We start from the raw sequence: 24,214 nt of genomic DNA on the forward strand, positions 1-24,214 counted from the left end.
GGCTCAGTCCTCGGCGTCGTCGTCCGTGCCGCCGCGGGCCAGCCAGGTGGCCAGCCGCTCGACCGGCACCTCGAAGTCGGGGTGCTGGTCGACGAAGGCCTGCAGCTGGTCACCCAGCCAGGCGAGGGAGACCTCTTCCTCGCCCCGGCGGGTGACCAGCTCCTCGATGCCGCGATCGGTGAAGTACACGGTGTCTCCCGACGCCGCTACTGGGCGAACGCGCGGGTGACGAGGTCCTTCTGCTCGGCCTCGTGCACCTTGGCGGACCCGACGGCCGGGCTGGCCGAGGCCTTCCGGCTGACGACCGACAGCGACTTCCCGCTCGGCAGGTCGGCCGGCAGGTTGACGGCCATGAACTGCCAGGCGCCCATGTTGGCCGGCTCCTCCTGCACCCAGAACACCTCGGCGGCGTTCGGGTAGCGCTCCAGGGCCTGCACCAGCTCGCTGACCGGCAGCGGGTACAGCTGCTCGACCCGCAGCACGGCGACGTCGTCGATGCCCTGGGCCTCACGGGCGGCGAGCAGGTCGTAGCTGACCTTCCCGCTGCACAGCAGCACCCGGCGGACGGCGGCGTCCTCCAGCGGCTCCCCGCCGACACCCGGGTCGGCCAGCACCGGCCGGAACCGCTCGTCGGTGAAGTCCGCGACCGCGCTGACGGCGGCCTTGGCGCGCAGCAGCGACTTGGGCGTGAAGACCACCAGCGGGCGGTGGGTCTCCGACAGCGCCTGACGACGCAGCAGGTGGAAGTAGTTCGCCGGGGTCGAGCAGTTGGCGACGGTCATGTTGTTCTCCGCGCACAGCTGCAGGAAGCGTTCGGGCCGACCGCTGGAGTGGTCGGGGCCCTGGCCCTCCAGGCCGTGCGGCAGCAGCAGCACCACGCCCGACCGCTGGCCCCACTTGGCCTCACCGGAGGAGATGAACTCGTCGATGATCAGCTGGGCGCCGTCGACGAAGTCACCGAACTGGGCCTCCCAGAGGACCAGTGCCTTCTCGTTGGCCACCGAGTAGCCGTACTCGAAGCCGACGGCGGCGTACTCGCTCAGCAGCGAGTCGTAGACGAAGAACTTGGCCTGGTCGGCCGACAGGTTCGCGATCGGCGTGTACTCCTTGGCGTCCACCCGGTCGATGAGCACCGAGTGGCGCTGCACGAAGGTGCCGCGGCGGGAGTCCTGCCCGGCGAGCCGGACCGGCACGCCCTGCATGAGCAGCGACCCGAAGGCCAGCAGCTCGCCCATCGCCCAGTCGACGCCGCCCTCGCTGACCATCGCGGCGCGACGCTCCAGCATCTTCTGCAGCTTCGGGTGGACGGTGAAGTCCTCGGGGAAGGAGACGTGCGCGTCCCCGATGGCCTTGAGCACCTCGGTGGAGATGGCGGTCTGCGCCGACTCCGAGGGCCGCTGGTCCATGACCGGCTCGGGCGTGGAGGAGTCCCGCGCGTCGTGGGTCTCGGCGAAGGCCCGCTCCAGCTGCCCGCGGTAGTCCTTGAGCGCCTCCTCGGCCTCGGCCAGGGTGATGTCGCCCCGGCCGACCAGCGCCTCGGTGTACAGCTTCCGCACCGAGCGCTTGCGGTCGATGATGTCGTACATCAGCGGCTGGGTCATCGAGGGGTCGTCGCCCTCGTTGTGGCCCCGGCGGCGGTAGCAGACCAGGTCGATGACGACGTCCTTGCGGAAGGCCTGGCGGTAGTCCATCGCCAGCCGGGCGACCCGCACGCACGCCTCGGGGTCGTCGCCGTTCACGTGGAAGACCGGGGCGCCGATCATCCGGGCGACGTCGGTGGAGTACAGGCTCGAGCGCGCCGCGGCCGGGCTGGTGGTGAAGCCGACCTGGTTGTTGACGACGACGTGCACGGTGCCGCCGGTGCGGTAGCCGCGCAGCTGGGACAGGTTGAGGGTCTCGGCGACCACGCCCTGCCCGGCGAACGCGCTGTCGCCGTGCAGCAGCACCGGCAGCACGGTGAAGCCGGCCTCGCCCTTGTCGATCATGTCCTGCTTGGCCCGCACGATGCCCTCGAGGACCGGGTTGACGGCCTCCAGGTGCGAGGGGTTCGAGGTCAGCGACACCTTGATGTGCGCGTCGCGGGCCGGGTGCTGGAAGGTGCCCTCGGCGCCCAGGTGGTACTTGACGTCGCCGGAGCCCTGCACGGTGCCCGGGTCGATGTTGCCCTCGAACTCCCCGAAGATCTTCGAGTAGGGCTTGTTGAGCACGTTGGCCAGCACGTTGAGCCGGCCGCGGTGCGGCATGCCGATCGCGACCTCGTCGAGCTCGTACTCGGTGGCGGCGACCAGCACCTCGTCCAGCAGCGGGATGACCGACTCGCCGCCCTCGAGGGAGAACCGCTTCTGACCGACGTACTTGGTCTGCAGGAAGGTCTCGAAGGCCTCAGCGGCGTTGAGCCGGGCCAGGACGCGCTTCTGCTTGTCCCGGTCGGGGCTGTCGTGCTTGACCTCGATGCGCTTCTGGAGCCACTCGCGCTCCTCGGGGTCGGTGATGTGCATGTACTCCACGCCGACGGTGCGGCAGTAGGAGTTGCGCAGCACGCCGAGCACGTCGCGCAGCGGCATGACCTTCTCCCCGGCGAACCCGCCGACCGGGAACTGCCGGTCGAGGTCCCACAGGGTCAGGCCGTGCTGGGTGATGTCCAGGTCGGGGTGGGTGCGGACCTTGAACTCGAGCGGGTCGGTGTCGGCCATCAGGTGGCCGTTGCGCCGGTAGGCCTCGATCAGCTCGACGACGCGGGCGCCCTTGTCGATCTGCCCCTCGTGCCGGACGGTGACGTCGGGGACCCAGCGGACCGGCTCGTAGGGGATCCGCAGCGCGGCGAAGACCTCGTCGTAGAAGCCGTCCTTGCCCAGCAGCAGGCCGTGCAGCTTGCGCAGGAAGTCCCCGGACTGGGCGCCCTGGATGATCCGGTGGTCGTAGGTCGAGGTGAGCGTGATCGTCTTCGCGACCGCGAGGTCGGTCAGGGTCTCCGGGCTCATCCCCTGGAACTCGGCCGGGTAGTCCATGGCGCCGACGCCGACGATGGTGCCCTGGCCGGTGGTCAGCCGGGGCACGGAGTGGTTGGTGCCGACGGTGCCGGGGTTGGTCAGCGAGACCGTGGTCCCGGTGAAGTCCTCCATCGTCAGCTTGCCGCCGCGGGCCCGGCGGATGACGTCCTCGTAGGCGCCCCAGAAGGCGGCGAAGTCCATCTCCTCGGCGCCCTTGATGTTGGCCACGACCAGGGAGCGGCTGCCGTCGGCCTTCGGCAGGTCGATGGCCAGGCCGAAGTTGACGTGCTCGGGCTGCACGACGTGCGGCTTGCCGTCGATCTCGGCGAAGGCGGCGTTCATCTCCGGGAAGTCGTCCAGCGCCCGGACCAGCGCGTAGCCGATCAGGTGGGTGAAGGAGACCTTCCCGCCGCGGGAGCGGGCGAGGTGGTTGTTGATGACGATGCGGTTGTCGACCAGCATCTTCGCCGGGACGGCGCGCACGCTGGTGGCCGTCGGGACGGTCAGCGAGGCGTTCATGTTCTTCACGACGCTGGCCGCGGCACCGCGCAGCACGCTCTGCCGGGGGCCGGCGCCGGTCGTGGCGGCCGGCTTGGCCGCCGGCTTCGGGGCGGGCTTGGCCGCGACCTGCTGGTCGGCCCGCTCGGCCGGCTTGGCCACCACGGTGCCGGCGCTCGTGGGCTCCGGGGTGACGGCCTTCGGCGTCGGCGCGGGCGCCTGGGCCGGGACGTCGGTGGTGCTGGGCCGGGTGGCGGAGGCCTCGGCGTCGGCCGGGGCGGGCTTCTGCGCCGCCGGCTGAGCAGGGGCCGGCGGCGCCGGGGGCGCGGTGGGCTCCGGCGGCGCGGCCGGCGCGGCGGCCGGTGCGGCCTCCGCGCGGTCCTCGCCGGCGGACACCGGGCTGCCGGGACGGTAGTCGTCGAAGAAGTCGTGCCACGCCTGGTCGACGCTTCCGGGGTCGGCGAGGTACTGCTGGTACATCTCCTCGACCAGCCACTCGTTGGTGCCGAACCCAGCCGCCGCGGCGGAGGAGTTGGTGGGGGAGGGCCGGGATGAGCTCACGCTTGACACGGGGTCGAGTGCCTTCTTCGTCTGTGGACGTCGTTGGACCGGTTGCCGACTCTACCGGCCCCGGAGGGGGTCCGTCCGGCGTGTGGTGACCCGTCGCACGTGGCCCGGCTCACCTCTCGCCGTCCGGGTCGTCAGGTGGAGCTGGTGTGCTGCTCGAGCTGGTCGACCAGGGCGTCCCAGCCGGTACGCCCGTCCTGGCTGCCCGCGCGGTGCTGGGCGGCGGAGACCCGGGCGATGTCCAGGGCGCTGGCCCCGTCCGACGTCGTCTCCTCCACGTCGGCCCCGGCCGCCAGCAACTGGGCCACGATCCCGGGCGTTTCGCCGTCGGGGCCGGCGCCGACCGCGGTGTGCAGCGCGGTCCGTCCGGTGTCGGGGTCCCGGCGTCCGGGGTGTGCCCCGGCGGCCAGCAGCGCCCGGACGACGTCGGGGTGCCCGCCACCGGCCGCGGCCTGCAGCGCCCCGCCGTCGGGGTCCGCGCCCCGGTCGACGAGCAGCTGCACCGCGTCCAGGTGGCCGCCGAACGCCGCCCAGGTGAGCAGGGCGACGTCGCTGTGCGGGTCGGTCAGCGGCGCGCCGCCGTCCAGCTCGGCGACGAGCCGGGTGGTGTCACCGGTGTAGGCCGCGGTGGCGGCGTCCACCCGGGCGCCCAGGCCCTCCAGCACCGGTACCAGGTCCGGTGCGTGCTCGAGGGCCACCTGCAGCGGGGTCCGGCCGTGCTCGGTGCGGGCCTCGAGGTCCGCACCGGCGCCGGCCAGCGCCTCGACGGCGTCTCGGCGCCCGGCCGCGACGGCGAGGTGCAGCGGGGTCCAGCCGTCCTGCCCGTCGCGCTCCACGGTCGTGGTGAGCAGCCGGGGCTGGTCGGTGACCGCGGAGCGGACCGCGTCGGTGTCGCCCGCGGCGATCAGCCCGGACAGTCGCTGGGCGGTCATCCGCAGCGCGCGCATCTCCCCGGTGGAGGGGGCGGCGGCGGTGGGACCGGTCGTCTCGGTCATCGGTGACCCCGTCTCGTCGTCGTGCTGGCGGCGGTGGGTGGGTGGTGCGGGTCGGGCTGGGGTCCGTGCGGTCGGTCAGACCACGTCGCGGCGGACCGCCAGGAGCGTCCCGAGCACGGCGGCGAGCAGACCGTATCCGAGCAGGAGCAGGCCGCCCTGCCAGGCGGTGAGCAGGTCCGGCCCCTCGAAGGTCGCGGTCATCGCCTCGAGGGCCCCGCCCGGCAGGAACTTGTAGGCACCCGACGTCGCGGGGACGCTGCGCAGGATCGACTCGACCACGAACAGGTAGACCAGCGAGCCCACGACCGCGGCGACCTGGTTGCGCACCAGGGCCCCCACGCCGACGCCGATCACCGCGTAGACGACCAGGGCCAGACCCGAGCGCAGCAGCACGCCCAGGGTGTCCCCGGACCAGTCCGGGGCACCTCCCCGCGCGGCGCCGTACACCGAGGCCACCACGACCGTGGTCGCCACGACCGCGACGGCGAGCACCGCCCCGGCCACGGCGTAGGCGACCACCTTGGCCAGCACGACCCGGCCACGCCGGGGCGCGACCAGGAACGTCGGGGTGGCGGTGCGGTGCCGGTACTCCTGCGTCATCCCGATCACGCCCAGCACGAGGCTGATGATCGTGACCTGGGCCGGGATGGCGGCGATGAGCTGGCTGAAGGCCTCGGTGCCCACCGCGGGGGTCCCGTTCTCGGCGCCGGCCAGCCCGGTGAACAGCGCGGTGAAGCCGCCGGCCATCAGGCAGCCGACGAGGACGAGCCACAGGCCCACGCGGGTGCTGGTCAGCTTGGTCCACTCGGCGCGGACGAGGCGGGCGGTCACGCGGCGCTCCCGGGGGTGGTCGTGTCGGGGGACCCGGCGCTGTACTGCTCCGCGCCGGCGGTGAGCCGGAAGTACGTCTCCTCCAGGCCCGAGGTGCGGCCGTGCAGCTCGTGCAGCTCGACGCCGTCGACGAAGGCCCGGTGGCCGATCTCCGCCGTGCTGGCCCCGGTGACGGTGAGGGTGTCGGGGCCGGTGGTCTGCACCTGTGCCCCGGCGGCGGACAGCGCCGCGGCGAGACGGGCCGCCTCGGGGCTGCGCACCTGCACGGTGCCGGCCCCGGCGTCGGCGGCGAGCTCGGCCAGCGAGCCCTCCCGGACCAGGCGGCCCGCGCCCACGATCACCACCCGGTCCGCGGTCTGCTCGACCTCGGAGAGCAGGTGGGAGGAGATGAGCACCGTGCGGCCCTGGTCGTGCGCCAGGTGCCGCAGGAAGCGGCGCAGCCACTGGATGCCCTCGGGGTCCAGGCCGTTCGCCGGCTCGTCGAGGACCAGCACGGCCGGGTCACCCAGCAGCGCCGTCGCCAGCCCCAGCCGCTGTCGCATGCCCAGGGAGTAGTTGCCCGCCTTGCGCCGGCCGGCCGGGGTCAGCCCGACCTGGTCCAGCACCGCGTCGGCGCGGGACACCGGCAGGCCCGCGGCGCGGCAGTACACCCGGAGGTGGTCGCGGCCGGTGCGGCCGGGGTGGAAGGCCGTCTCCAGCACCGCGCCGACCTGCCGGGTGGGCTCGGTGAGCTGGGCGTAGGGGGTGCCGTTGAACGTCGTCGTCCCGGAGTCGGGGGTGATGAGGCCCAGGGCCATCCGCAGCGTGGTGGTCTTCCCGGCGCCGTTGGGGCCCAGGAAGCCGGTCACCTGCCCCGGTTCGACGGTGAAGCCCAGGTCGGACACGGCGCGGACCGAGCCGAAGCTCTTGGTCAGACCCCGGACCTCGACCCGGACCTGCCCTGCTGGTGCGGTGCTGCTGCTGATCGTGCTCACCCCTGTCCGCTCTCCCGTGACGACCGGCCCATCCAACCGCACCGGGACCGTCTCGGAGGAGACCGCCGGGTGGACGTCGGGTGTCCGGGCCGCGCGCGGTGGTGACCCCCGACACGCCGCACGGCGGCAGCTCGGCTACGGTCCGGCCCGTGACTGCCTACCGCACGGTCGTCGTCGGCACCGACGGGTCGGAGTCCTCGCTGCGGGCGGTCGCCCGGGCCGGGGCGCTGGCCGGGGCGTGCGGGGGGACGCTGGTCATCGCCTGCGCCTACCTGCCCACCGACGCCGACGACCGCGACGTGCAGCGGACCGCCGACGTCCTCAAGGACGAGGCCTACCAGGTGATTGGGTCCTCGCCGGCGGAGGAGACGGTGCGCACGGCACACGAGCGGGCGCTGGCCGCGGGCGCCGGCCAGGTCAGGACGGTCGCCGTCGTGGGTTCGCCGGTCGAGGCGCTGCTGGACGTCGTCCGCCGGGAGCAGGCCGACCTGCTGGTGGTGGGCAACCGCGGGCTCAACGGCATCAAGGGCCGGCTGCTGGGCTCGGTGCCCGCCGACGCGACGCGCCGCTCGTCGGTCGACGTGCTGATCGTGCACACCACGGACTGACCCCACGGACGACGTGACCGGTCCGGGGACCACGGACGGGCAGCCCGGGGACACGCGCGCGGCGCTGGACCGGCTGCTGCTCGGTGGACCACGCCGGTGGACCCGGCTGGAGGTCGCCGAGCGCGCCGGGATGCCGCCGGCGCGCACCCAGCGGCTGTGGCGGGCGCTCGGCTTCGCCGACGTCGAGGACGACGCCCCGGTCTTCGCCGACGCCGACGTCGACGCGCTCACCGCGCTGTCGGCGCTGATCGACTCGGGCTTCGTCGACGTCGACACCGAGGCCTCGATCGCCCGGGCCATGGGCCAGTCGCTGGCCCGGCTGGCCGACTGGCAGACCGACATGCTGGCCGCCCTGCTGGCCCCGGGGGACCGGGACACCGCCGCGGTGGTCGACGCCGCGCAGGTGCTGTTGCCACTCATGCGCGACGTGCAGACCTACGTGTGGCGCCGGCACCTGGCCGCCAACGCCGACCGGCTGCTCGCCGCCGAGCCCGGCGCCGCGGTGGACCGCCGCGAGCTCGCGGTCGGGTTCGCCGACCTGGTCGGGTACACCTCCCGCAGCCGCGGCATGGACGGGCGCGAGCTGGGCGTGATGGTGGAGGACTTCGAGGGCCTGACCGCCGACCTGGTCTCCCGGCACGCCGGCCGGGTGGTCAAGACCGTCGGCGACGGCGTGCTCTTCACCTGCCCGACCGCGGCGCAGGCGGTGGAGATCGGGCTGCGGCTGCCCGAGGAGTGGGCCGCCCCCGACCGCCCCCCGCTGCGCGTGGGCGCGGCCTACGGACCGGTGCTGACCCGCCTGGGCGACGTCTACTCACCGGTGGTGAACCTGGCCAGCCGGCTGACCTCGCTGGGCCGGCCCGGGACCCTGCTGGTGGACCGCGAGCTGGCCCGCCGGCTGCGCGGGCGGCGTGCCTACCGGGTGCGGCCGCTGCGCCGGGTCTCGGTGCGTGGCTACGACCACCTGCAGCCGTGGCTGGTCCGTCGGCGCGAGGGCGAACCGGTCCCGGCGCTGGACTCCTTCGAGGAACTGCTCGACGAGATCGCCGACGACGTGCTGGACGACGTGCTCGACCCCGACCCCGACCCCGACGGCGACCCCCGGGACACCGCCCGCGGGTGACCCGGACGCGCCGGGGGACCATGTCCGGCGTGAGTGCCACCCTGCTGGCCCGCGGCCTGGCCGCCGGGCACGGCGCACGAGTCCTGTTCGCCGACCTGGACCTGGTCGTCGCCCCCGGTGACGTCGTCGGTCTCGTCGGGGTCAACGGGGCCGGCAAGTCCACCCTGCTGCGCACCCTGGCCGGCCTGCTCCCCGCCGAGGCGGGCGCGGTCACGCTGTCCCCGCCCTCGGCCACCGTCGGCTACCTCCCGCAGGAGCACGAACGCCGGGACGGCGAGACGGTGCTGGCTGCGCTCGCCCGGCGGACCGGCGTCGCCGACGCCCAGCAGGTGATGGACGACGCCCTGGAGGCGCTCAGCGCCGGCACCCCCGACGACGGGTACGCCGACGCCCTGGAGCGCTGGCTGGCCCTGGGTGGGGCGGACCTGGAGGAGCGCGCGGTCGAGGTGGTGGCGCAGGTGGCCCCCGGGGTCGCCCTGGACGCGCCGATGACCGGGCTGTCCGGGGGGCAGGCGGCCCGGGTGGGGCTGGCCTCGCTGCTGCTGTCGCGCTACGACGTGCTGCTGCTCGACGAGCCGACCAACGACCTGGACCTGGCCGGGCTGGACCAGCTGGAGACCTTCGTGCAGGGCCTGCGCACCGGGGTCGTGGTGGTCAGCCACGACCGCGAGTTCCTGTCCCGGACGGTGACCCGGGTCGTCGAGCTGGACCTGGCCCAGCAGCTGGTCCGGGTGCACGACGGCGGCTACGAGGCCTACCTGACCGAGCGGGAGGTCGACCGCCGGCACGCCCGGGAGTCCTACGACGAGTTCGCCGACACCAAGGCCGGTCTCGAGGCGCGGGCCCGGATGCAGAAGAACTGGATGGCCAAGGGCGTCCGGGACTCCATCAAGAAGAGCAAGGACGGCGACAAGCACGTCAAGGCCGCCAACCGGTCCTCCTCGGAGAAGCAGGCGGCCAAGGCCAAGCAGACCGAGCGCCGGATCGAGCGGCTGGAGGTGGTGGAGGAGCCCCGCAAGGAGTGGGAGCTGCGGATGGAGATCGCCGCCGCGCCCCGGGCCGGCGCGGTCGTGGCCACCCTGCGCGGGGCCGTCGTCCGGCTGGGGGACTTCACGCTGGGCCCGGTGGACCTGCAGGTCGACTGGGGCGACCGGGTGGCCATCACCGGGACCAACGGGTCGGGCAAGTCCACCCTGCTGGCCGCGCTGCTGGGCCGGCTGCCGGTGGACGAGGGCCACGCGTCGCTGGGCTCGGGGGTGCGCCTGGGCGAGGTGGACCAGGCCCGCGGCCGCTTCCTGGGTCCCGAGCGGCTGGCCGAGGCGTTCGGCGCCGAGGTCCCCGACCTGCCCGACGCCGAGGTCCGCACGCTGCTGGCCAAGTTCGGGCTCCGCGCCGACCACGTGCTGCGCCCGGCCGAGACGCTCAGCCCGGGGGAGCGGACCCGGGCCGGGCTGGCGCTTCTGCAGGCCCGCGGGGTGAACGTGCTCGTCCTCGACGAACCCACCAACCACCTGGACCTGCCGGCCATCGAGCAGCTGGAGCAGGCACTCGCCGACTACACCGGCACGCTGCTGCTGGTCACCCACGACCGCCGGATGCTCGAGGCCGTGCAGACCACCCGGCGGCTCACCGTCAACGGCGGGCGGCTCTCCGAGGACTGACCACCGGCGCCGGTGCGACCGGGTCCGCGACGTGCGTGCGGGCCCGGTGCGGGTGGCTCATCGGCCGAGGCGGGTCGGCCTCCAGCACCGCGGCGATCGCGTACTCCGCCAGCGCGGCGACCTCGGCGGCGGTGCCCCGGCGCGGGTCGATCGCCGGCAGCTGGTGCAGCTCGACCACCAGCCCGCTGCTGCCCAGCACCCGGGAGGCGCTGCGCCACCAGGACTCCCCGGTGGCCTGCGCGGCCGCCGTCGTCGGCCGGTCGGCGAGCCGGAAGCGGACGGCCACCGGGCACACCGGCACGCCCGCGGCCAGTGCCGGGGCGACGGCGGCGGGCCGGAAGCGGCCCAGCCCCGTGCCGCAGGTGGCGTGCTCCTCGGGGCGGACCAGCACGCTGCGGCCCGCGCTCAGCTCGGCGGTCACCCGGTCGGCCCGCACGGTCGCCAGGCCCGGCCAGCCGGCCTCGTCCTCCACCGGCAGCGCCGCGACCGCGGTCCGCAGCGCCAGGTCGTCCACCCAGGACACCCGGTTGGCCACGACCAGCCGCGCCCCCCGCGGCCAGGCGACGGCCGGCGGGACCAGGCGCACCCGGACGCCGGCGGCGGTCAGCAGCCGGGCGGCCGTGCAGACCCCGTGCCGGCGGCCGTCACCGGCCGGCGGACGGGCCGTCGCGCGGGCCAGGGCGCCGGTCAGCGCGAGGGCGCGGCGGCGGCGGAGGGCAGGGGACGCCGTGGGGACGACGTCGACGGTGCAGGCGGTCGAGCAGGGACCGGTGCTCATGACCGTCACGGTGGCCGGTGCAGGTGACCGGGGGGTGGCCCGCAGGCGGCACCACCGCGACGTTCCGGCGGCAGGACCGCGACGACCCACAGCGGCAGGACCGCGACGACCTCCGGCGGCAGGGCCGCGGCGACCTCCGGCGGCAGGGCCGCGGCGGGCTCAGGCGGGGGACCGGCGCGCGACCAGCACCAGCACCACGGCGGCGAGCGCAGCCGCGGCGGTCAGCAGCACCGGGTACCCCGCGACCGCGGACAGCCCGGCGAGCAGCACGGGGGCGGCGAACCCCACGTACGTCAGGGCGTAGTACACGGCCGTGAGCCCGGCCAGCTCGTGCGGCGGCGCCAGTCGCTGGGTCTCGGTCAGCCCGGCGACCAGGCACCAGCCGTACCCGGCGCCCAGCACGACGGCGGCGCCCAGCACCAGCCACGGCGAGGTCGTGGCGGCGGCCAGCGCGGCCAGCAGCAGCCCGGCGACGACCGCGGCCATCCCGGCCCCGGCCGGACGTCGGGTGTCGACGGCGGCCATCCGGCGGCCCAGTGGCTGCACGGCGAACCCGGTGCCCAGCGTCACGCCGGCGACCACGGCGTTGAAGGCGACCTCGTAGCCGGCCACGGCGGGGGCCACGAGCCCGGGCAGCACCGCGATCGACACCGTCGCACCGCCGAAGACCCACGGCGCCACCGGCGCCACCAGTCCCCGGAAGCGGGGGAGCCGGGCCGAGCGCACCCGCATCCGGGCCAGCACCGACCCGGCCTCCGCTGTCGCGTCCACGGTCTCCGGGGCGCGCCACAGCGGGACCAGCACAGCGGCCATGACGACCAGGTGCGGCACGTAGCAGGTGACCAGCGGAGCCGGGGCCCACTGCGCGACGAGCCCGGCCACGACCGGACCGGACCCGAACCCTGCGGTCAGCGCCATGGCCGCGCGCCGGGCCCCGGTGCCGGCCGGGGCCGTCGGGTCGTGCGGGGGACCGGACAGCTCCTTCACCCACGCACTGCCGGCGGCGAAGGCCGCCCCGCTGGCGAGGCCGGCGAGGAAGCGCCCGGCGTAGAGCGCGGGCAGCCCGCCCACCATCAGCACCCCGGTCGCCACCAGGCTCACCAGCGCGGCCACCCGGAGCACCGGGGCCCGGCCGTACCGGTCGGACACCGGGCCGAGCACCAGCAGCGCCGGCACCAGGCCCAGCGCGTAGACACCGACGAGGGCGTCCACGGTCGCGACCCCGAAGCCCTCGGCCTGCCGGTAGGCGACCAGCAGGCTGACGAACTGGTTCGCGCCCCACCCGATGCCGAACATGGCGACCGCCACGGGCACCCAGGCCCGGGGCGACGGCGCCGCGGTCATGCCCCGAGCAGCGTCCGCAGGCCGCGCAGGCTGCTGGCGAGGTTGCGCTGCTGGTGGGCGGCGAACGTGCTGCGGGTCAGCACCCGGTCCACGACGGCGGCCAGGGCGTCGGGCCAGCGGCGGTCGTCGGTCCAGGTCTGGGTGACCCGGGTGCCGGTCCGGCCCTCGGGCAGCGCGACCGGCTCCAGGCGGTGCTCCCAGCTGGCGTTGCGCGCCCGCAGCCGCGGGGTGCGCAGCCCGATGGCGCGCACCCGGAACGCGAAGCGCTGTTCGGGGTCTGCGGCGGTGACCACGCACTCGGTGGTCCAGCGGGCCCCGAAGCGCTCGTTGCGCCCGGTGAAGACCTCGCCCACGGCGAGCGGACCGGGGTGCGGTGTGCGGGCGCCGCGGTTCTCGGGGCTGTACCCCGGTGTCCGGGTCGGGTCGGCGACCACGGCCCAGACCGCCGCCGGCGGCGCGTCGACCACGGTGCTGTCCGAGACGGTGGTGGTGCGGGCCAACGGTCCTCCCGAGGTGCTCCGGACGCACGACGGGCCGGGTCCTGGTGGACCCGGCCCGGTGCGTCTCGTGCTGGCGCTGCATCTGGTGCTGTGGTGCCCCCGGCAGGATTCGAACCTGCGCCCCTGCCTCCGGAGGGCAGTGCTCTATCCCCTGAGCTACGGGGGCTCGTGGTGCTGGGGAAGTGGTGGAGACGTTATCAGCCCGGCGTCGTCGTCCCGACCGGGGGGCTCAGGGTGCCGGCAGGGGTGCCGCGCCCCGGGCGGCCAGCATCTGGGCCATGGTCGTGGACTCCGCGGCCTGCGTCTCCGCGATCGACCGGGCCAGCCCGCGGACGACGCCGACCGTGGCGTGGTCGGCGCCCTCGGTCGCCATCTCCAGCCCGCCCTGGTGGTGCCGGATCATCAGCTGCAGGAACCGGACGTCGAACGCCGTCCCGCTCAGCCCGCGCAGCTCGGAGAGCTCGGCCTCGGTGGCCATCCCGGGCATCAGGCCGCCGTCGTCCATGGCGTGGTCGTGGGCGCCGGCGCCCATCCAGGTCATGGTGTCCCGGTTGGTGATCGGGGCGCCCCACAGCGACAGCCAGCCCTGCATACGGCCGGTCTGGTTGGTCTGGGTGGCCGAGATGTCGAAGGCCAGCTGCCGGACCTCGGGGTCCTCGCTGCGGTCGGGGGCCAGGTTGGCCATCTCCACGGCCTGCAGGTGGTGGCGGGACATGTCCTGGGAGAACCCGACGTCCACCGAGCCGACCCCGGGGGCGTCGGTGCGGCCGATGCCCAGCGCGACGGCGAGCCCGCCGCCGGCCAGCAGGGCGGCCACCGCGATGACGGCGACGAGCAGCCCGGCGACCCAGCGGGCCGGGCCGCGGCGGGCGGGTGTGCCCTCCTCGTCGGGCCCGGCGCCGGCGGTGGGGCTGCTCGTCGCGGTGCTCACGGCGCGGTCGTCGTCTCGCTGTCGGTGGGGACGTCGCCCGAGGCCGAGCGGCTGCTGTCGCCCACGACGAGCGGCTGCTCGGCGAAGAGCGGGTTCTCGCAGCTGGCGCCGGGCTCGGGGTAGAGCGCCTCGCCGTCCTCGTCCTGGCCGAAGACGAAGAAGTCGACGAACTGCTCGACGCGCGGGTCGGTGGCGGAGTCGACGGCGAGCTGGTGGTTCCAGGACTGCAGGCTGATCGTGGAGCCCAGGCCGGCGTAGGGGGACAGCATCATCCCGGAGTTGCCCTCGACCAGGTCGGTCAGCGTGGCCAGGTCGTCGTCGCTGATCGCGTCGGCGTCGTAGGTGATCCACACGGCGCCGTGCTCGAGCCCGTGCACCGCGTTCTCGTGCCGGATGTCGGCGTCGTAAACGGTGCCCGTGCAGTCGGCCCACTCGCCGTCGTGCGGTCCACCGACCGGCGGGGACTGCTCGTAGGTGACCGGGGTGGTCACGTGCTGCTGGCCGGCGGCGTAGTCGAAGGTCTGCACGCCCTCGATCTGGTCGGCGGCGGTGACCCGGTCGGCGTTGGACCGGTCCACCGCGTAGACCGCGTAGCCGATCACCGCGCCGGCGAAGACGACGACGGCGATCGCGGCGGCGATGAGCCCCCACGGCTTGGGCTTGGCGACGACGGCCTGCTGGGGCCGGGTGCGGCCCTTGCCGGCACCGGGACGCGCGCTCGCGCCCTTGCCGCTGCCGCCCAGGCCCTTGCCGGCCGGGGTGGCGGCCCGGCCGCCGGCGCCCTTGCCGGGCGTGCGCGGGGCGCTGGCGCCGGTCTTGTTCTCGGGCTTGGGGTCCTCGGGCACGGCCTTCTCCAGGTTCTCGGTCGTCGACGCGGGCTCGGGGCGGCGCCGGGTGGCCCGGAGCCCGCCCCGTGCGGGGGCGGCGCGTGTGCACCCGGCCCCGGTGGCCCTGGCCGGCGAGTGTAGGTGGCGGACCTGTGTCCGCCGGGTCCCGCGACGCCGGCCGCGCGCACGTCGGGGGCGGTGTGACCCCCCACACGACGCCGGGAGCGTGGTCAACCCGGTGGCCTGCCTCTTCTACGATCACCAGGTGACACCCGAGCAGCTCAGCGCCCTCGTCCGGTCCGTCGTCGCCGCAGCGGCGCAGCGCGGCGCGCTCGACGTGCCGGTGCCCGACGAGGTCGTCGTCGAGCGTCCCCGCAACCCCGAGCACGGCGACTACGCCACCACGGTGGCCCTGAAGCTGGCCAAGGCCGCGGGCCGCCCGCCCCGTGAGGTGGCCGAGCTGCTGGCCGCGGACCTGCGCGAGCAGGCGGGCATCGAGCGGGTCGACGTCGCGGGTCCGGGCTTCCTCAACGTGACCTTCACCCAGGGCGCGCTGGGCCGGATCGCGGTCGACGCGGTCGCGGCGGGCGAGGCCTACGGCCGCACCGACGCCTTCGCCGGTCTGCGGGTGAACCTGGAGTTCGTCTCGGCCAACCCGACCGGGCCGGTGCACATCGGCGGCACCCGGTGGGCCGCCGTCGGCGACGCCCTGGGCCGGCTGCTCACCGCCACCGGCGCCGACGTCAGCCGGGAGTACTACTTCAACGACGCCGGGTCCCAGATCGACCGGTTCGCCCGCAGCCTGGTCGCCGCCGCGCACGGGCAGCCTGCTCCCGAGGACGGCTACGCCGGCACCTACATCGGCGAGATCGCCGCCCAGGTGGTGGCCGCCGAGCCCGGCGTCACCGAGCTGCCCGCCGAGCAGGAGCAGGAGCGCTTCCGGGTCGCCGGCGTCGAGCTGATGTTCGCCGAGATCAAGAGCTCGCTGGCCGGTTTCGGCGTCGTCTTCGACACCTACTTCTCCGAGGCCACGCTGCACGCCAGCGGCGCGCTGCAGAAGGCCATCGACACCCTGCGCGAGCGGGGCCACGTCTACGAGGCCGACGGCGCCACCTGGCTGCGGACCACCGACTTCGGCGACGACAAGGACCGGCCGCTGGTCAAGAGCGACGGCGACTACACCTACTTCGCCGCCGACTGCGCCTACTACCAGGACAAGCGCGAGCGCGGCTTCGACAAGGTCGTGATCATGCTCGGCGCCGACCACGCCGGGTACGTGGGCCGGTACAAGGCGCTGGTCTCGGCGCTGGGCGACGACCCGGCCCAGAACCTGGAGATCCTGCTGGGCCAGCTGGTCAACCTGGTCCGCGACGGACAGCCGCTGAAGATGAGCAAGCGGGCCGGCACCGTCATCAACCTGGCCGACCTGGTCGAGGCCGTCGGTGCCGACGCCGCCCGGTACGCCCTGGCGCGGGCCTCGGTCGACCAGCAGATCGACCTGGACCTGGACCTGTGGAGCCGGCAGACCAGCGACAACCCGGTCTTCTACGTCCAGTACGCGCACGCCCGGATCTCCTCGCTGCTGCGCGGCGCCGGTGACCTGGGCATCGCCCTGGGCGGTCCGGACGACGTCGACGCCACGCAGCTCGCCCACCCCCGCGAGACCGACCTGCTCCGCGCGATCGCCGAGTTCCCCCGGGTCGTCACCGCCGCCGCCGAGCTGCGCGCCCCGCACCGGGTGGCGCGCTACCTGGAGGAGCTGGCGGGCACCTACCACCGGTTCTACGACTCGTGCCGGGTGCTGCCACGCGGCGACGAGGAGGTCACCGCCACCACGGTGGCCCGGCTGTGGCTGTGCTCGGCGACGGCCACGGTGCTGCGCAACGGTCTGACCGTGCTCGGCGTGCACGCCCCGGAGCGGATGTGAGAGCGCACCCGGCAGGTCCGCTGCACGGCAACCTGACCCCGCCGTCGGCGGCCGGTGCCCCGCCGGCCTCCCTGGGCGAGCTCGACGGCCAGGTCTGGCCGCGCACGGCCACCCGTGTCGAGGGTGAGCTGCACCTGGGCGGGCGGCCGGTCACCGAGCTGGCCCGGGAGCACGGCACCCCGCTCTTCGTCCTGGACGAGGCCGACTTCCGCGGCCGGGCCGCGGACTTCGCCCGCGCCTTCGACGGCGCCGACGTGCACTACGCCTCCAAGGCCTTCCTGTGCGGGCAGGTCGCCCGGTGGGTCGCCGAGGACGGGCTGCACCTGGACGCCTGCAGCGGCAACGAGCTCGCCCTCGCCCTGGCCGCCGGGTTCCCGGCGCACCGGATCGCGCTGCACGGCAACAACAAGTCGCTGGTCGAGCTGGAGCTGGCCGTGCGGTCGGGCATCGGGCACGTCGTGCTCGACAGCTTCGACGAGATCGACCGCCTGGTGCCGCTGGCCGCCGCCCGGGTCGCCGGGGGAGGGACGCCGGTGCCGGTGCTCATCCGCTCCACCGTCGGCATCGAGGCGCACACCCACGAGTTCATCGCCACCGCCCACGAGGACCAGAAGTTCGGGTTCTCGCTGGCCACCGGCGACGCGCTGGCCGCCGCGGTCCGCTGTGTGGCCGAGCCCGCGCTCGACCTCGCCGGCCTGCACAGCCACATCGGCTCGCAGATCTTCGACACCGCGGGCTTCGAGGCCGCCGCGCACCGCATCGTGGGTCTGATGGGCGCCGTCCGGGACGCCACCGGCGTGGTGCTGGCCGAGCTGAACCTGGGTGGCGGGTTCGGCATCGCCTACCTGCCCGACGACGACCCGGTCGCCGCCGACGACGTCGCGGTCAAGCTGCGCTCGGTGGTCGCCACCGAGTGCGCGGAGCTGGGCCTGCCGGTGCCCCGGCTGGCCGTCGAACCCGGTCGCGCCATCGCCGGCCCCGGCACGGTGACCCTCTACGAGATCGGCACCATCAAGCCGGTCCGGCTGGGCGCCAGCGGTTCCCCCGGCACCCCGATGGTGCGCAACTACGTCTCCGTCGACGGCGGGATGAGCGACAACATCCGCACCGCCCTCTACGACGCCGCCTACACCTGTGTGCTGGCCAACCGGGTCTCCACCGCCCCGCCGGCGCTGTGCCGCGTGGTGGGCAAGCACTGCGAGAGCGGGGACGTGCTGGTCCGCGACCTGTGGCTGCCCTCCGACGTGGCCGCCGGGGACCTCCTCGCGGTCGCCGCCACCGGGGCCTACTGCTGGTCGATGGCCTCGAACTACAACTACCTGCTCAAGCCCCCGGTGGTCGCCGTGCGGGACGGGGTGTCGGCCGAGATCGTCCGACGACAGACACTGTCGGACGTGTTCGCCCTCGACGCCGTCCTCGCGGACGTCCCCGCCCCCGTGCCCGCGCCCTCCCAGCCCGCCGTCGGGACCGCCTCGTGACCGCCACTGCGACCCCGACTGCGACCTCGACTGCGACCCCCGCCGCCACCCCCGCGGAGCAGCCCCCGCTGCGGGTCGCGCTGCTGGGCTGCGGCACCGTCGGCTCGGCCGTGCTGCGGCTGCTGACCGACCAGGCCGCCGACATCACCGCCCGGGTCGGGCGCCCGGTGCAGGTGGCCGGCGTCGCCGTCCGGCGGCCCGACCGGCACCCCGAGGTGCCCGCCGAGCTGCTCACCACCGACGCGCAGGCGCTCGTCACCCGGCCCGACGTCGACCTGGTCGTGGAGGTGGTCGGCGGCATCGAGCCGGCCCGCTCGCTGATGCTGGCCGCCTTCGCCGCCGGCAAGTCCGTGGTCAGTGCCAACAAGGCGCTGCTGGCCGACGACGGTGTCGCGCTGCACGCCGCGGCCGCTGCGGCCGGGGTGGACCTGTACTACGAGGCCGCCGTCGCCGGGGCGATCCCGCTGCTGCGCCCGCTGCGGGAGTCCCTGGCCGGGGACCAGCTGACCCGGGTGGTCGGCATCGTCAACGGCACGACGAACTACATCCTCTCGCGGATGGCCGAGACCGGCGCCGGGTTCGCCGAGGCGCTGGCCGAGGCCACCGAGCTCGGGTACGCCGAGGCCGACCCCACCGCCGACGTCGACGGGTTCGACGCCGCCGCCAAGGCCGCGATCCTGGCCTCGCTGGCCTTCCACTCCCCGGTCACCGCCGCCGACGTCTACCGCGAGGGCATCTCCGCGGTGTCCTCCACCGACGTGGCCCGGGCCGCCGAGATCGGGTGCACGGTCAAGCTGCTGGCGATCTGCGAGAAGGTCACCGGGGACGACGGCGACGCCATCGCCGTCCGCGTGCACCCGGCGATGATCCCGACCACGCACCCGCTGGCCGCGGTGGGCGGTGCGTTCAACGCCGTGTTCGTCGAGGCCGAGGCCGCGGGCCAGCTGATGTTCTACGGCCAGGGCGCCGGCGGGGAGCCGACCGCGTCGGCCGTCCTCGGCGACCTCGTCGCGGTGGCCCGCAACCGGGTCGCCGGCGTCGCGGGGCCGGGCACCACCGGGTACGCCGGACTGCCGGTCGCCCCGATGGCCGACACCCCCACGCGCTACCACGTCAGCCTCGACGTCGCGGACCGCCCGGGCGTGCTGGCCACGGTCGCCCAGGAGTTCGCCGCGCACGACGTCTCCATCTCCACCGTCCGTCAGGACGGCGCCGGCGAGGCCGCCACGCTGGTGATCGTCACCCACCGGGCACCGGACGCCGCCCTGTCTGCCACGATCTCCCGGCTCCGCGAGATGCCGGCCGTCCGGGCCGTGACCAGCGTGCTCCGTGTGGAGGGACTCTCATGACCACCGCCCCGCCCCGTCCGGCCTCACCGTTCTGGCCCGGTCTGATCGAGGCCTACCGGGACCGCCTCCCGGTCAGCGAGACCACCCCGGTCATCACGCTGCAGGAGGGCGCCACCCCGCTCGTCCCGGCCCCCGAGCTGTCCCGGCGGACCGGCTGCGACGTCCACCTGAAGGTCGAGGGCGCCAACCCCACCGGCTCCTTCAAGGACCGCGGCATGACGATGGCCATCACCAAGGCCGTCGAGGAGGGCGCGCAGGCCGTCATCTGCGCCTCCACCGGCAACACCTCGGCCAGCGCGGCGGCCTACGCCGCCCGGGCCGGGCTGGTCTGCGCCGTGCTGGTCCCGCAGGGCAAGATCGCCACCGGCAAGCTGGCCCAGGCGCTGGTGCACGGGGCGACGCTGCTGCAGGTCCAGGGCAACTTCGACGACTGCCTGGCGCTGGCCTCCAAGCTGGCCATCGACTACCCGGTCAGCCTGGTCAACAGCGTCAACCAGTTCCGCATCGAGGGCCAGAAGACGGCGTCCTTCGAGATCGTCGACGTCCTGGGCGACGCCCCCGACATCCACTGCCTGCCGGTCGGCAACGCCGGCAACATCACCGCCTACTGGCAGGGCTACCGGGAGTACACGACCTCCTCCGAGACCCCCGGCCCGGCCACCCGCACCCCGCGGATGTGGGGCTTCCAGGCGGCGGGCGCGGCCCCGATCGTCAACGGCGCCGTCGTCGAGCAGCCCAGCACCATCGCCACCGCGATCCGGATCGGCAACCCGGCGTCCTGGACCAAGGCGCTGACCGCCCGCGACGACTCCGGCGGCCGCATCGACGCCGTCACCGACCGGGCGATCCTGGCGGCCTACCGGCTGCTGGCCCGCACCGAGGCCGTCTTCGTCGAGCCCGCCTCGGCCGCCTCGGTCGCCGGGCTGCTGCAGGTCGCGGCCGCCGGCGAGCTCGAGCCCGGTCAGACCGTGGTCTGCACGGTCACCGGCAATGGGCTCAAGGACCCGGAGTGGGCGATCTCGGGCGCACCCGCCCCGGTCACCATCCCGGTCGACGCCGCTGCCGCGGCCGCCCAGCTCGGCCTGTAGGCCGTCGTGGCACCCCCGCCGGAGGTGTGGCAGGTCCGGGTCCCGGCCACCAGCGCCAACCTGGGCCCGGCCTTCGACAGCGCCGGCCTGGCGCTGACCTGCCACGACGTGCTCGAGGTGTCGGTCGCCGACGAGCTCGAGGTCCTCGTCGAGGGCGTCGGTGCCGGCGAGCTGCCCTGCGACGAGACCCACCTGGTGGTCCGCTCGTTCCGGGCCGCCTGCGACGAGCTGGCCTGGCACCCGCGCAACCTGCGCCTGGTCGCCCGCAACGGCATCCCGCAGGGCCGGGGGATGGGCTCCTCCGCGGCGGCCGTCGTGGCCGGCATCGTCGCGGCGCACACGCTGTGCCCCGACGTCGGTGAGCTGGACCGGGCCCGCGTGCTGCGGCTGGCCGACGAGATCGAGGGCCACCCGGACAACGTGGCGGCCTGTGTGTTCGGCGGGCTGACCCTGTCCTGGTCCGACGGCCACGGTGCCGCAGCGGCCTCGCTGGCCGTCGACGGTGGCGTGCACCCCCTGGTGCTGGTGCCCACCGCGACGCTGTCCACCCACGTCGCCCGCGGCCTGCTGCCCTCGGTCGTGCCGCACGTCGACGCCGCCTTCAACGCCGGCCGGGCCGCGCTGCTGGTCCACGCCCTGACCAGCGACCCCACGCTCCTGCGGGCCGCCACCGAGGACCGGCTGCACCAGCACCAGCGTGCCGCCGCGATGCCCGGTACGGCCCAGCTGCTGGAGCGGCTGCGCGACGCCGGCCACGCCGCCGTCGTCTCCGGTGCCGGACCCAGCGTGCTCGTGCTGGGCGCGGGACCCGGCGTCGTCCCCGCGGTCGCCGCGCTGGTGGGGGAGGACTGGCACCTGCGTGACCTCGCGGTCGACCACGACGGCGTCCGCGTCCGCCCAGCGGACCGTGTTGTATCGTCTTGACCGCCTGGGAAGACGCTGGGGGCAGCCGGCGTCGTCGGCGCGTCAGCCCGTGTCTAGGCTGACGACCAGCCGCCCTCCGGGCGAGCATCACGTGAGGCGTTGCAGACGCGCGGGATCCCGCCGCTCCTCGTCCCGCTTCCACAGACCCGCACCCTCCTCGGTCCCGCCTCGAGAAACCCGGGGCGAACCCGAGAGGGCGCCGGTCACCCCCTGCGCTGGTAGGCGCAGGTCACCGCAGGGAAGGACCTGTACGTGAGCGAGACCACCTCCCTCGTCGCCGACGGCGCCGCCGACTCCACCGGGTCGGCCGACACCGCCGGGACCGAGGCCGCCGCCGGCAAGCGCCGTCGCGGCACCGGGCTGTCGTCGATGCTGCTGCCCGAGCTCCAGCGCCTGGCCACCGAGCTGGGCATCCCCGGCACCGGCCGGATGCGCAAGGGCGACCTGGTGACCGCCATCGAGGCGCGCCAGGTCGGCGGCAACGGCACCGCCCGCACGGACGCCACTGCCACCGCCCCCCAGACCACCCCGGACGCGCCCGTCGCGGCCCCGGTCGCGGAGGCCACGGACGCCGCAGCCGCGCCGGCGGCCGAGTCCGCCGTCACCGCGCCGGCCGTCACCGCGCCGCCGGTCGCCGACGCCCCGCCGGTCGCGCGCCGTCGCCGGGCCGCCAGCCGGCCGGCTGGTGCTCCCGAGGCCGTTGCCGACGCCCCGGCGCAGGCCGAGACCACGAGCGCCCCGCAGGTCGGCGGCGCCCCCGCGGCCGACGTGGCTCCTGTCGAGGCCGCACCCGAGGCCGAGCGACCCCAGGCCGAGCGACCCCAGGCCGAGCGTCCCCAGGGCGACCGCCCGGCCCGCAGCCGCAACCGCAGCCGCGACGAGCGCCAGACCACCACCGCCGCCGAGCCGGGGACCACGGCTGCCGCGAACGCCACCGCCGACGAGCACGCCGACGAGCGCCCCGCCGAGCGGACCGGCCGCAGCCGGTCGCGGGCCCGCGAGGAGCAGTCCGGCACCGAGCGCGACGACCGCGACCAGGCCGAGCGCAGCCAGGGCGAGCGCGGCCAGGCCGAGCGCAGCCAGGCCGAGCGCGGCCAGGGCGAGCGCAACCAGAGCGACCGCAGCCAGGCCGACCGCTACCAGGGCGACCGCGGACAGCACGAGGGCGGACCGTCCGAGCGCACCCGCGGCGACCGGCCCGAGCGTCCCAGCCGGGCCGAGCGCGCCGAGCGGGCCGCCGCCGAGCGCCAGGAGCGCCAGGACCGGGACCGCCAGGACCGGGACCGCCAGGACCGGGACGACCGCGCGGAGCGTGGCGACCGGCAGGACCGCGACCGCAACGACCGCGACCGGGGCAACGACCGCGGCGACCGCAACGACCGCGGCGGGAACGGGCCCGACGACCGTGGCGGCCGCGCCCGGACCGACCGCAACGGCCAGGGCCAGCCCGCCGGGCAGGCCCCCCGCAACGACCGGGACGCCGGCCCCGACGAGGACGACGACGACTTCGAGGGCAACGGCCGTCGCCGCGGGCGTCGCTACCGCGACCGCAACCGTCGCGGCACCACGGGCACCCAGGGCGGACGCGACCGCTTCGACCAGGGCGAGCCCACCGTGGACGAGGACGACGTGCTGCTGCCCGTCGCCGGCATCCTCGACGTCCTGGACAACTACGCCTTCGTCCGGACCTCGGGGTACCTGACCGGGCCGAACGACGTCTACGTCTCGCTGTCCCAGGTGCGGCGCTACGGCCTGCGCCGCGGCGACGCCATCACCGGTGCCGTCCGCCAGCCGCGCGAGGGCGAGCGCAAGGACAAGTACAACGCGCTGGTCCGGCTGGACTCGGTCAACGGGCTGGACCCCGAGCAGGCCAAGACCCGCCCCGAGTTCCAGAAGCTGGTCCCGCTGTACCCGCAGGACCGCCTGCGGATGGAGACCGAGTCGCACCTGCTCACCACCCGGGTCCTGGACCTGGTGATGCCCATCGGCAAGGGCCAGCGCGCGCTGATCGTCTCCCCGCCCAAGGCGGGCAAGACGATGGTGCTGCAGGCCATCGCCAACGCGATCACCACGAACAACCCCGAGTGCCACCTGATGGTGGTCCTGGTCGACGAGCGGCCCGAAGAGGTCACCGACATGCAGCGCTCGGTGAAGGGCGAGGTCATCGCCTCGACCTTCGACCGGCCCGCGACCGACCACACCACCGTGGCCGAGCTGTCCATCGAGCGGGCCAAGCGGCTGGTCGAGATGGGCCACGACGTCGTCGTGCTGCTGGACTCGATCACCCGGCTGGGCCGCGCCTACAACCTGGCGGCCCCCGCCAGCGGGCGCATCCTGTCCGGTGGCGTCGACTCCACCGCGCTCTACCCGCCCAAGCGCTTCCTGGGCGCCGCCCGCAACATCGAGAACGGCGGCTCGCTGACCATCATCGCCTCGGCGCTGGTGGAGACCGGGTCCACGATGGACACGGTCATCTTCGAGGAGTTCAAGGGCACCGGGAACGCCGAGATCAAGCTCGACCGCCGGCTGGCGGACAAGCGGGTCTTCCCGGCCGTGGACGTCAACGCCTCCAGCACCCGCAAGGAGGAGCTGCTGATGAGCCCGGACGAGCTGGCGATCGTCATCAAGCTCCGCCGGGTGCTGGCCGCACTGGAGCCCCAGCAGGCCCTCGAGCTGCTGCTGGGCCGGCTGAAGAAGACCCGCAACAACATCGAGTTCCTCATGCAGGTCCAGAAGACGACGCTGGGCAACGACAAGGACCTCTGAAGGAGGACCCCCTCGCCCCCCGGCACTCGCTCCGCGCGCGCCGGGACCCTGCGAG

Annotated in this window: 19 protein-coding genes and 1 tRNA gene; 9 read left to right on the forward strand and 11 right to left on the reverse strand. The window is 74.9% G+C overall.

The window, feature by feature from the left end:
* Window positions 1–3: 3 nt before the first annotated feature.
* The 5 genes from AC0IVP_RS06040 to AC0IVP_RS06060 all read right to left on the reverse strand — a co-directional run bounded on the left by AC0IVP_RS06040 (window position 4) and on the right by AC0IVP_RS06060 (window position 6,855).
* Window positions 4–189, reverse strand: a complete 186-nt coding sequence (locus AC0IVP_RS06040) for a DUF6104 family protein (protein ID WP_056288528.1) — start codon at window positions 187–189, stop codon at window positions 4–6.
* A 17-nt stretch (window positions 190–206) separates the two neighbouring features.
* Window positions 207–4,049, reverse strand: a complete 3,843-nt coding sequence (locus AC0IVP_RS06045; protein WP_471755245.1) for a multifunctional oxoglutarate decarboxylase/oxoglutarate dehydrogenase thiamine pyrophosphate-binding subunit/dihydrolipoyllysine-residue succinyltransferase subunit — start codon at window positions 4,047–4,049, stop codon at window positions 207–209.
* Window positions 4,050–4,189: 140 nt separating this feature from the next.
* Window positions 4,190–5,050 (reverse strand): ankyrin repeat domain-containing protein, encoded by an 861-nt coding sequence (locus AC0IVP_RS06050; RefSeq protein ID WP_304438009.1) that lies wholly within the window; start codon window positions 5,048–5,050, stop codon window positions 4,190–4,192.
* Between the two features lie 75 nt (window positions 5,051–5,125).
* On the reverse strand, window positions 5,126–5,881 hold the full coding sequence (locus AC0IVP_RS06055) for an ABC transporter permease (protein ID WP_056288522.1): 756 nt from the start codon (window positions 5,879–5,881) through the stop codon (window positions 5,126–5,128).
* The gene (locus AC0IVP_RS06060) at window positions 5,878–6,855 is read right to left on the reverse strand and encodes an ABC transporter ATP-binding protein (RefSeq protein ID WP_235564290.1); all 978 of its coding nucleotides are present in this window, start codon (window positions 6,853–6,855) and stop codon (window positions 5,878–5,880) included. Before AC0IVP_RS06060 ends, AC0IVP_RS06055 begins: the two co-directional genes overlap by 4 nt.
* Window positions 6,856–7,004: 149 nt before the next feature.
* On the opposite strand from AC0IVP_RS06060, the gene AC0IVP_RS06065 reads away from it, so the two are divergent.
* The 3 genes from AC0IVP_RS06065 to AC0IVP_RS06075 are packed head-to-tail and all read left to right on the forward strand — an operon-like array spanning window position 7,005 to window position 10,247.
* Window positions 7,005–7,463 (forward strand): universal stress protein, encoded by a 459-nt coding sequence (locus AC0IVP_RS06065; RefSeq protein WP_471755247.1) that lies wholly within the window; start codon window positions 7,005–7,007, stop codon window positions 7,461–7,463.
* A gap of 13 nt (window positions 7,464–7,476) precedes the next feature.
* Window positions 7,477–8,586 (forward strand): adenylate/guanylate cyclase domain-containing protein, encoded by a 1,110-nt coding sequence (locus AC0IVP_RS06070; RefSeq protein ID WP_471755249.1) that lies wholly within the window; start codon window positions 7,477–7,479, stop codon window positions 8,584–8,586.
* Window positions 8,587–8,615: 29 nt separating this feature from the next.
* Entirely contained in the window at window positions 8,616–10,247 is a 1,632-nt protein-coding gene (locus AC0IVP_RS06075) for an ABC-F family ATP-binding cassette domain-containing protein (RefSeq protein ID WP_056290025.1), read from the forward strand.
* Here AC0IVP_RS06075 and AC0IVP_RS06080 read toward each other — a convergent pair.
* The 6 genes from AC0IVP_RS06080 to AC0IVP_RS06105 all read right to left on the reverse strand — a co-directional run bounded on the left by AC0IVP_RS06080 (window position 10,219) and on the right by AC0IVP_RS06105 (window position 14,645).
* Complete coding sequence (locus tag AC0IVP_RS06080; protein ID WP_056288516.1) at window positions 10,219–11,025, reverse strand: lysophospholipid acyltransferase family protein; 807 nt, start codon at window positions 11,023–11,025, stop codon at window positions 10,219–10,221. The genes AC0IVP_RS06075 and AC0IVP_RS06080 overlap by 29 nt on opposite strands.
* Before the next feature lie 159 nt (window positions 11,026–11,184).
* Window positions 11,185–12,369 carry an MFS transporter gene (locus tag AC0IVP_RS06085; RefSeq protein WP_471755251.1) on the reverse strand — a complete coding sequence of 395 codons (1,185 nt, stop codon included), beginning with the start codon at window positions 12,367–12,369 and terminating at the stop codon, window positions 11,185–11,187.
* Window positions 12,366–12,869 (reverse strand): SRPBCC family protein, encoded by a 504-nt coding sequence (locus AC0IVP_RS06090; protein WP_056288511.1) that lies wholly within the window; start codon window positions 12,867–12,869, stop codon window positions 12,366–12,368. Before AC0IVP_RS06090 ends, AC0IVP_RS06085 begins: the two co-directional genes overlap by 4 nt.
* A gap of 91 nt (window positions 12,870–12,960) precedes the next feature.
* Window positions 12,961–13,035: transfer RNA gene (locus tag AC0IVP_RS06095), tRNA-Arg, on the reverse strand.
* A 63-nt stretch (window positions 13,036–13,098) separates the two neighbouring features.
* Window positions 13,099–13,800, reverse strand: a complete 702-nt coding sequence (locus AC0IVP_RS06100; RefSeq protein ID WP_056288508.1) for a DUF305 domain-containing protein — start codon at window positions 13,798–13,800, stop codon at window positions 13,099–13,101.
* Window positions 13,797–14,645, reverse strand: a complete 849-nt coding sequence (locus AC0IVP_RS06105; RefSeq protein ID WP_471755253.1) for a DUF3105 domain-containing protein — start codon at window positions 14,643–14,645, stop codon at window positions 13,797–13,799. The genes AC0IVP_RS06100 and AC0IVP_RS06105 overlap by 4 nt, the downstream gene beginning before the upstream one ends.
* 247 nt (window positions 14,646–14,892) lie before the next feature.
* Between AC0IVP_RS06105 and argS the strand changes: the two genes are divergently transcribed.
* From argS to rho, 6 genes are all read left to right on the forward strand, one after another.
* Window positions 14,893–16,554, forward strand: a complete 1,662-nt coding sequence (gene argS / locus AC0IVP_RS06110; protein ID WP_471755255.1) for an arginine--tRNA ligase — start codon at window positions 14,893–14,895, stop codon at window positions 16,552–16,554.
* Window positions 16,551–18,032 (forward strand): diaminopimelate decarboxylase, encoded by a 1,482-nt coding sequence (gene lysA, locus AC0IVP_RS06115; RefSeq protein ID WP_056288500.1) that lies wholly within the window; start codon window positions 16,551–16,553, stop codon window positions 18,030–18,032. Before argS ends, lysA begins: the two co-directional genes overlap by 4 nt.
* Window positions 18,029–19,381: a homoserine dehydrogenase gene (locus tag AC0IVP_RS06120; protein ID WP_471755257.1), complete on the forward strand. Its 1,353-nt coding sequence runs from the start codon at window positions 18,029–18,031 to the stop codon at window positions 19,379–19,381. Before lysA ends, AC0IVP_RS06120 begins: the two co-directional genes overlap by 4 nt.
* Window positions 19,378–20,469 (forward strand): threonine synthase, encoded by a 1,092-nt coding sequence (thrC, locus tag AC0IVP_RS06125; protein ID WP_471755259.1) that lies wholly within the window; start codon window positions 19,378–19,380, stop codon window positions 20,467–20,469. The genes AC0IVP_RS06120 and thrC overlap by 4 nt, the downstream gene beginning before the upstream one ends.
* A gap of 6 nt (window positions 20,470–20,475) precedes the next feature.
* On the forward strand, window positions 20,476–21,393 hold the full coding sequence (gene thrB / locus AC0IVP_RS06130) for a homoserine kinase (RefSeq protein WP_471755261.1): 918 nt from the start codon (window positions 20,476–20,478) through the stop codon (window positions 21,391–21,393).
* Window positions 21,394–21,645: 252 nt separating this feature from the next.
* Window positions 21,646–24,159, forward strand: a complete 2,514-nt coding sequence (rho, locus tag AC0IVP_RS06135; RefSeq protein WP_471755263.1) for a transcription termination factor Rho — start codon at window positions 21,646–21,648, stop codon at window positions 24,157–24,159.
* Window positions 24,160–24,214 lie beyond the last annotated feature (55 nt).

It is taken from the genome of Klenkia sp. AC732 (assembly GCF_979256525.1).

Coding starts and splice junctions, on each gene's coding strand:
- AC0IVP_RS06080 (WP_056288516.1), bottom strand. CDS start 11,025: ATGAGCACCGGTCCCTGCTCGACCGCCTGCACCGTCGACGTCGTCCCC.
- thrC (WP_471755259.1), top strand. CDS start 19,378: ATGACCACCGCCCCGCCCCGTCCGGCCTCACCGTTCTGGCCCGGTCTG.
- AC0IVP_RS06050 (WP_304438009.1), bottom strand. CDS start 5,050: ATGACCGAGACGACCGGTCCCACCGCCGCCGCCCCCTCCACCGGGGAG.
- AC0IVP_RS06085 (WP_471755251.1), bottom strand. CDS start 12,369: ATGACCGCGGCGCCGTCGCCCCGGGCCTGGGTGCCCGTGGCGGTCGCC.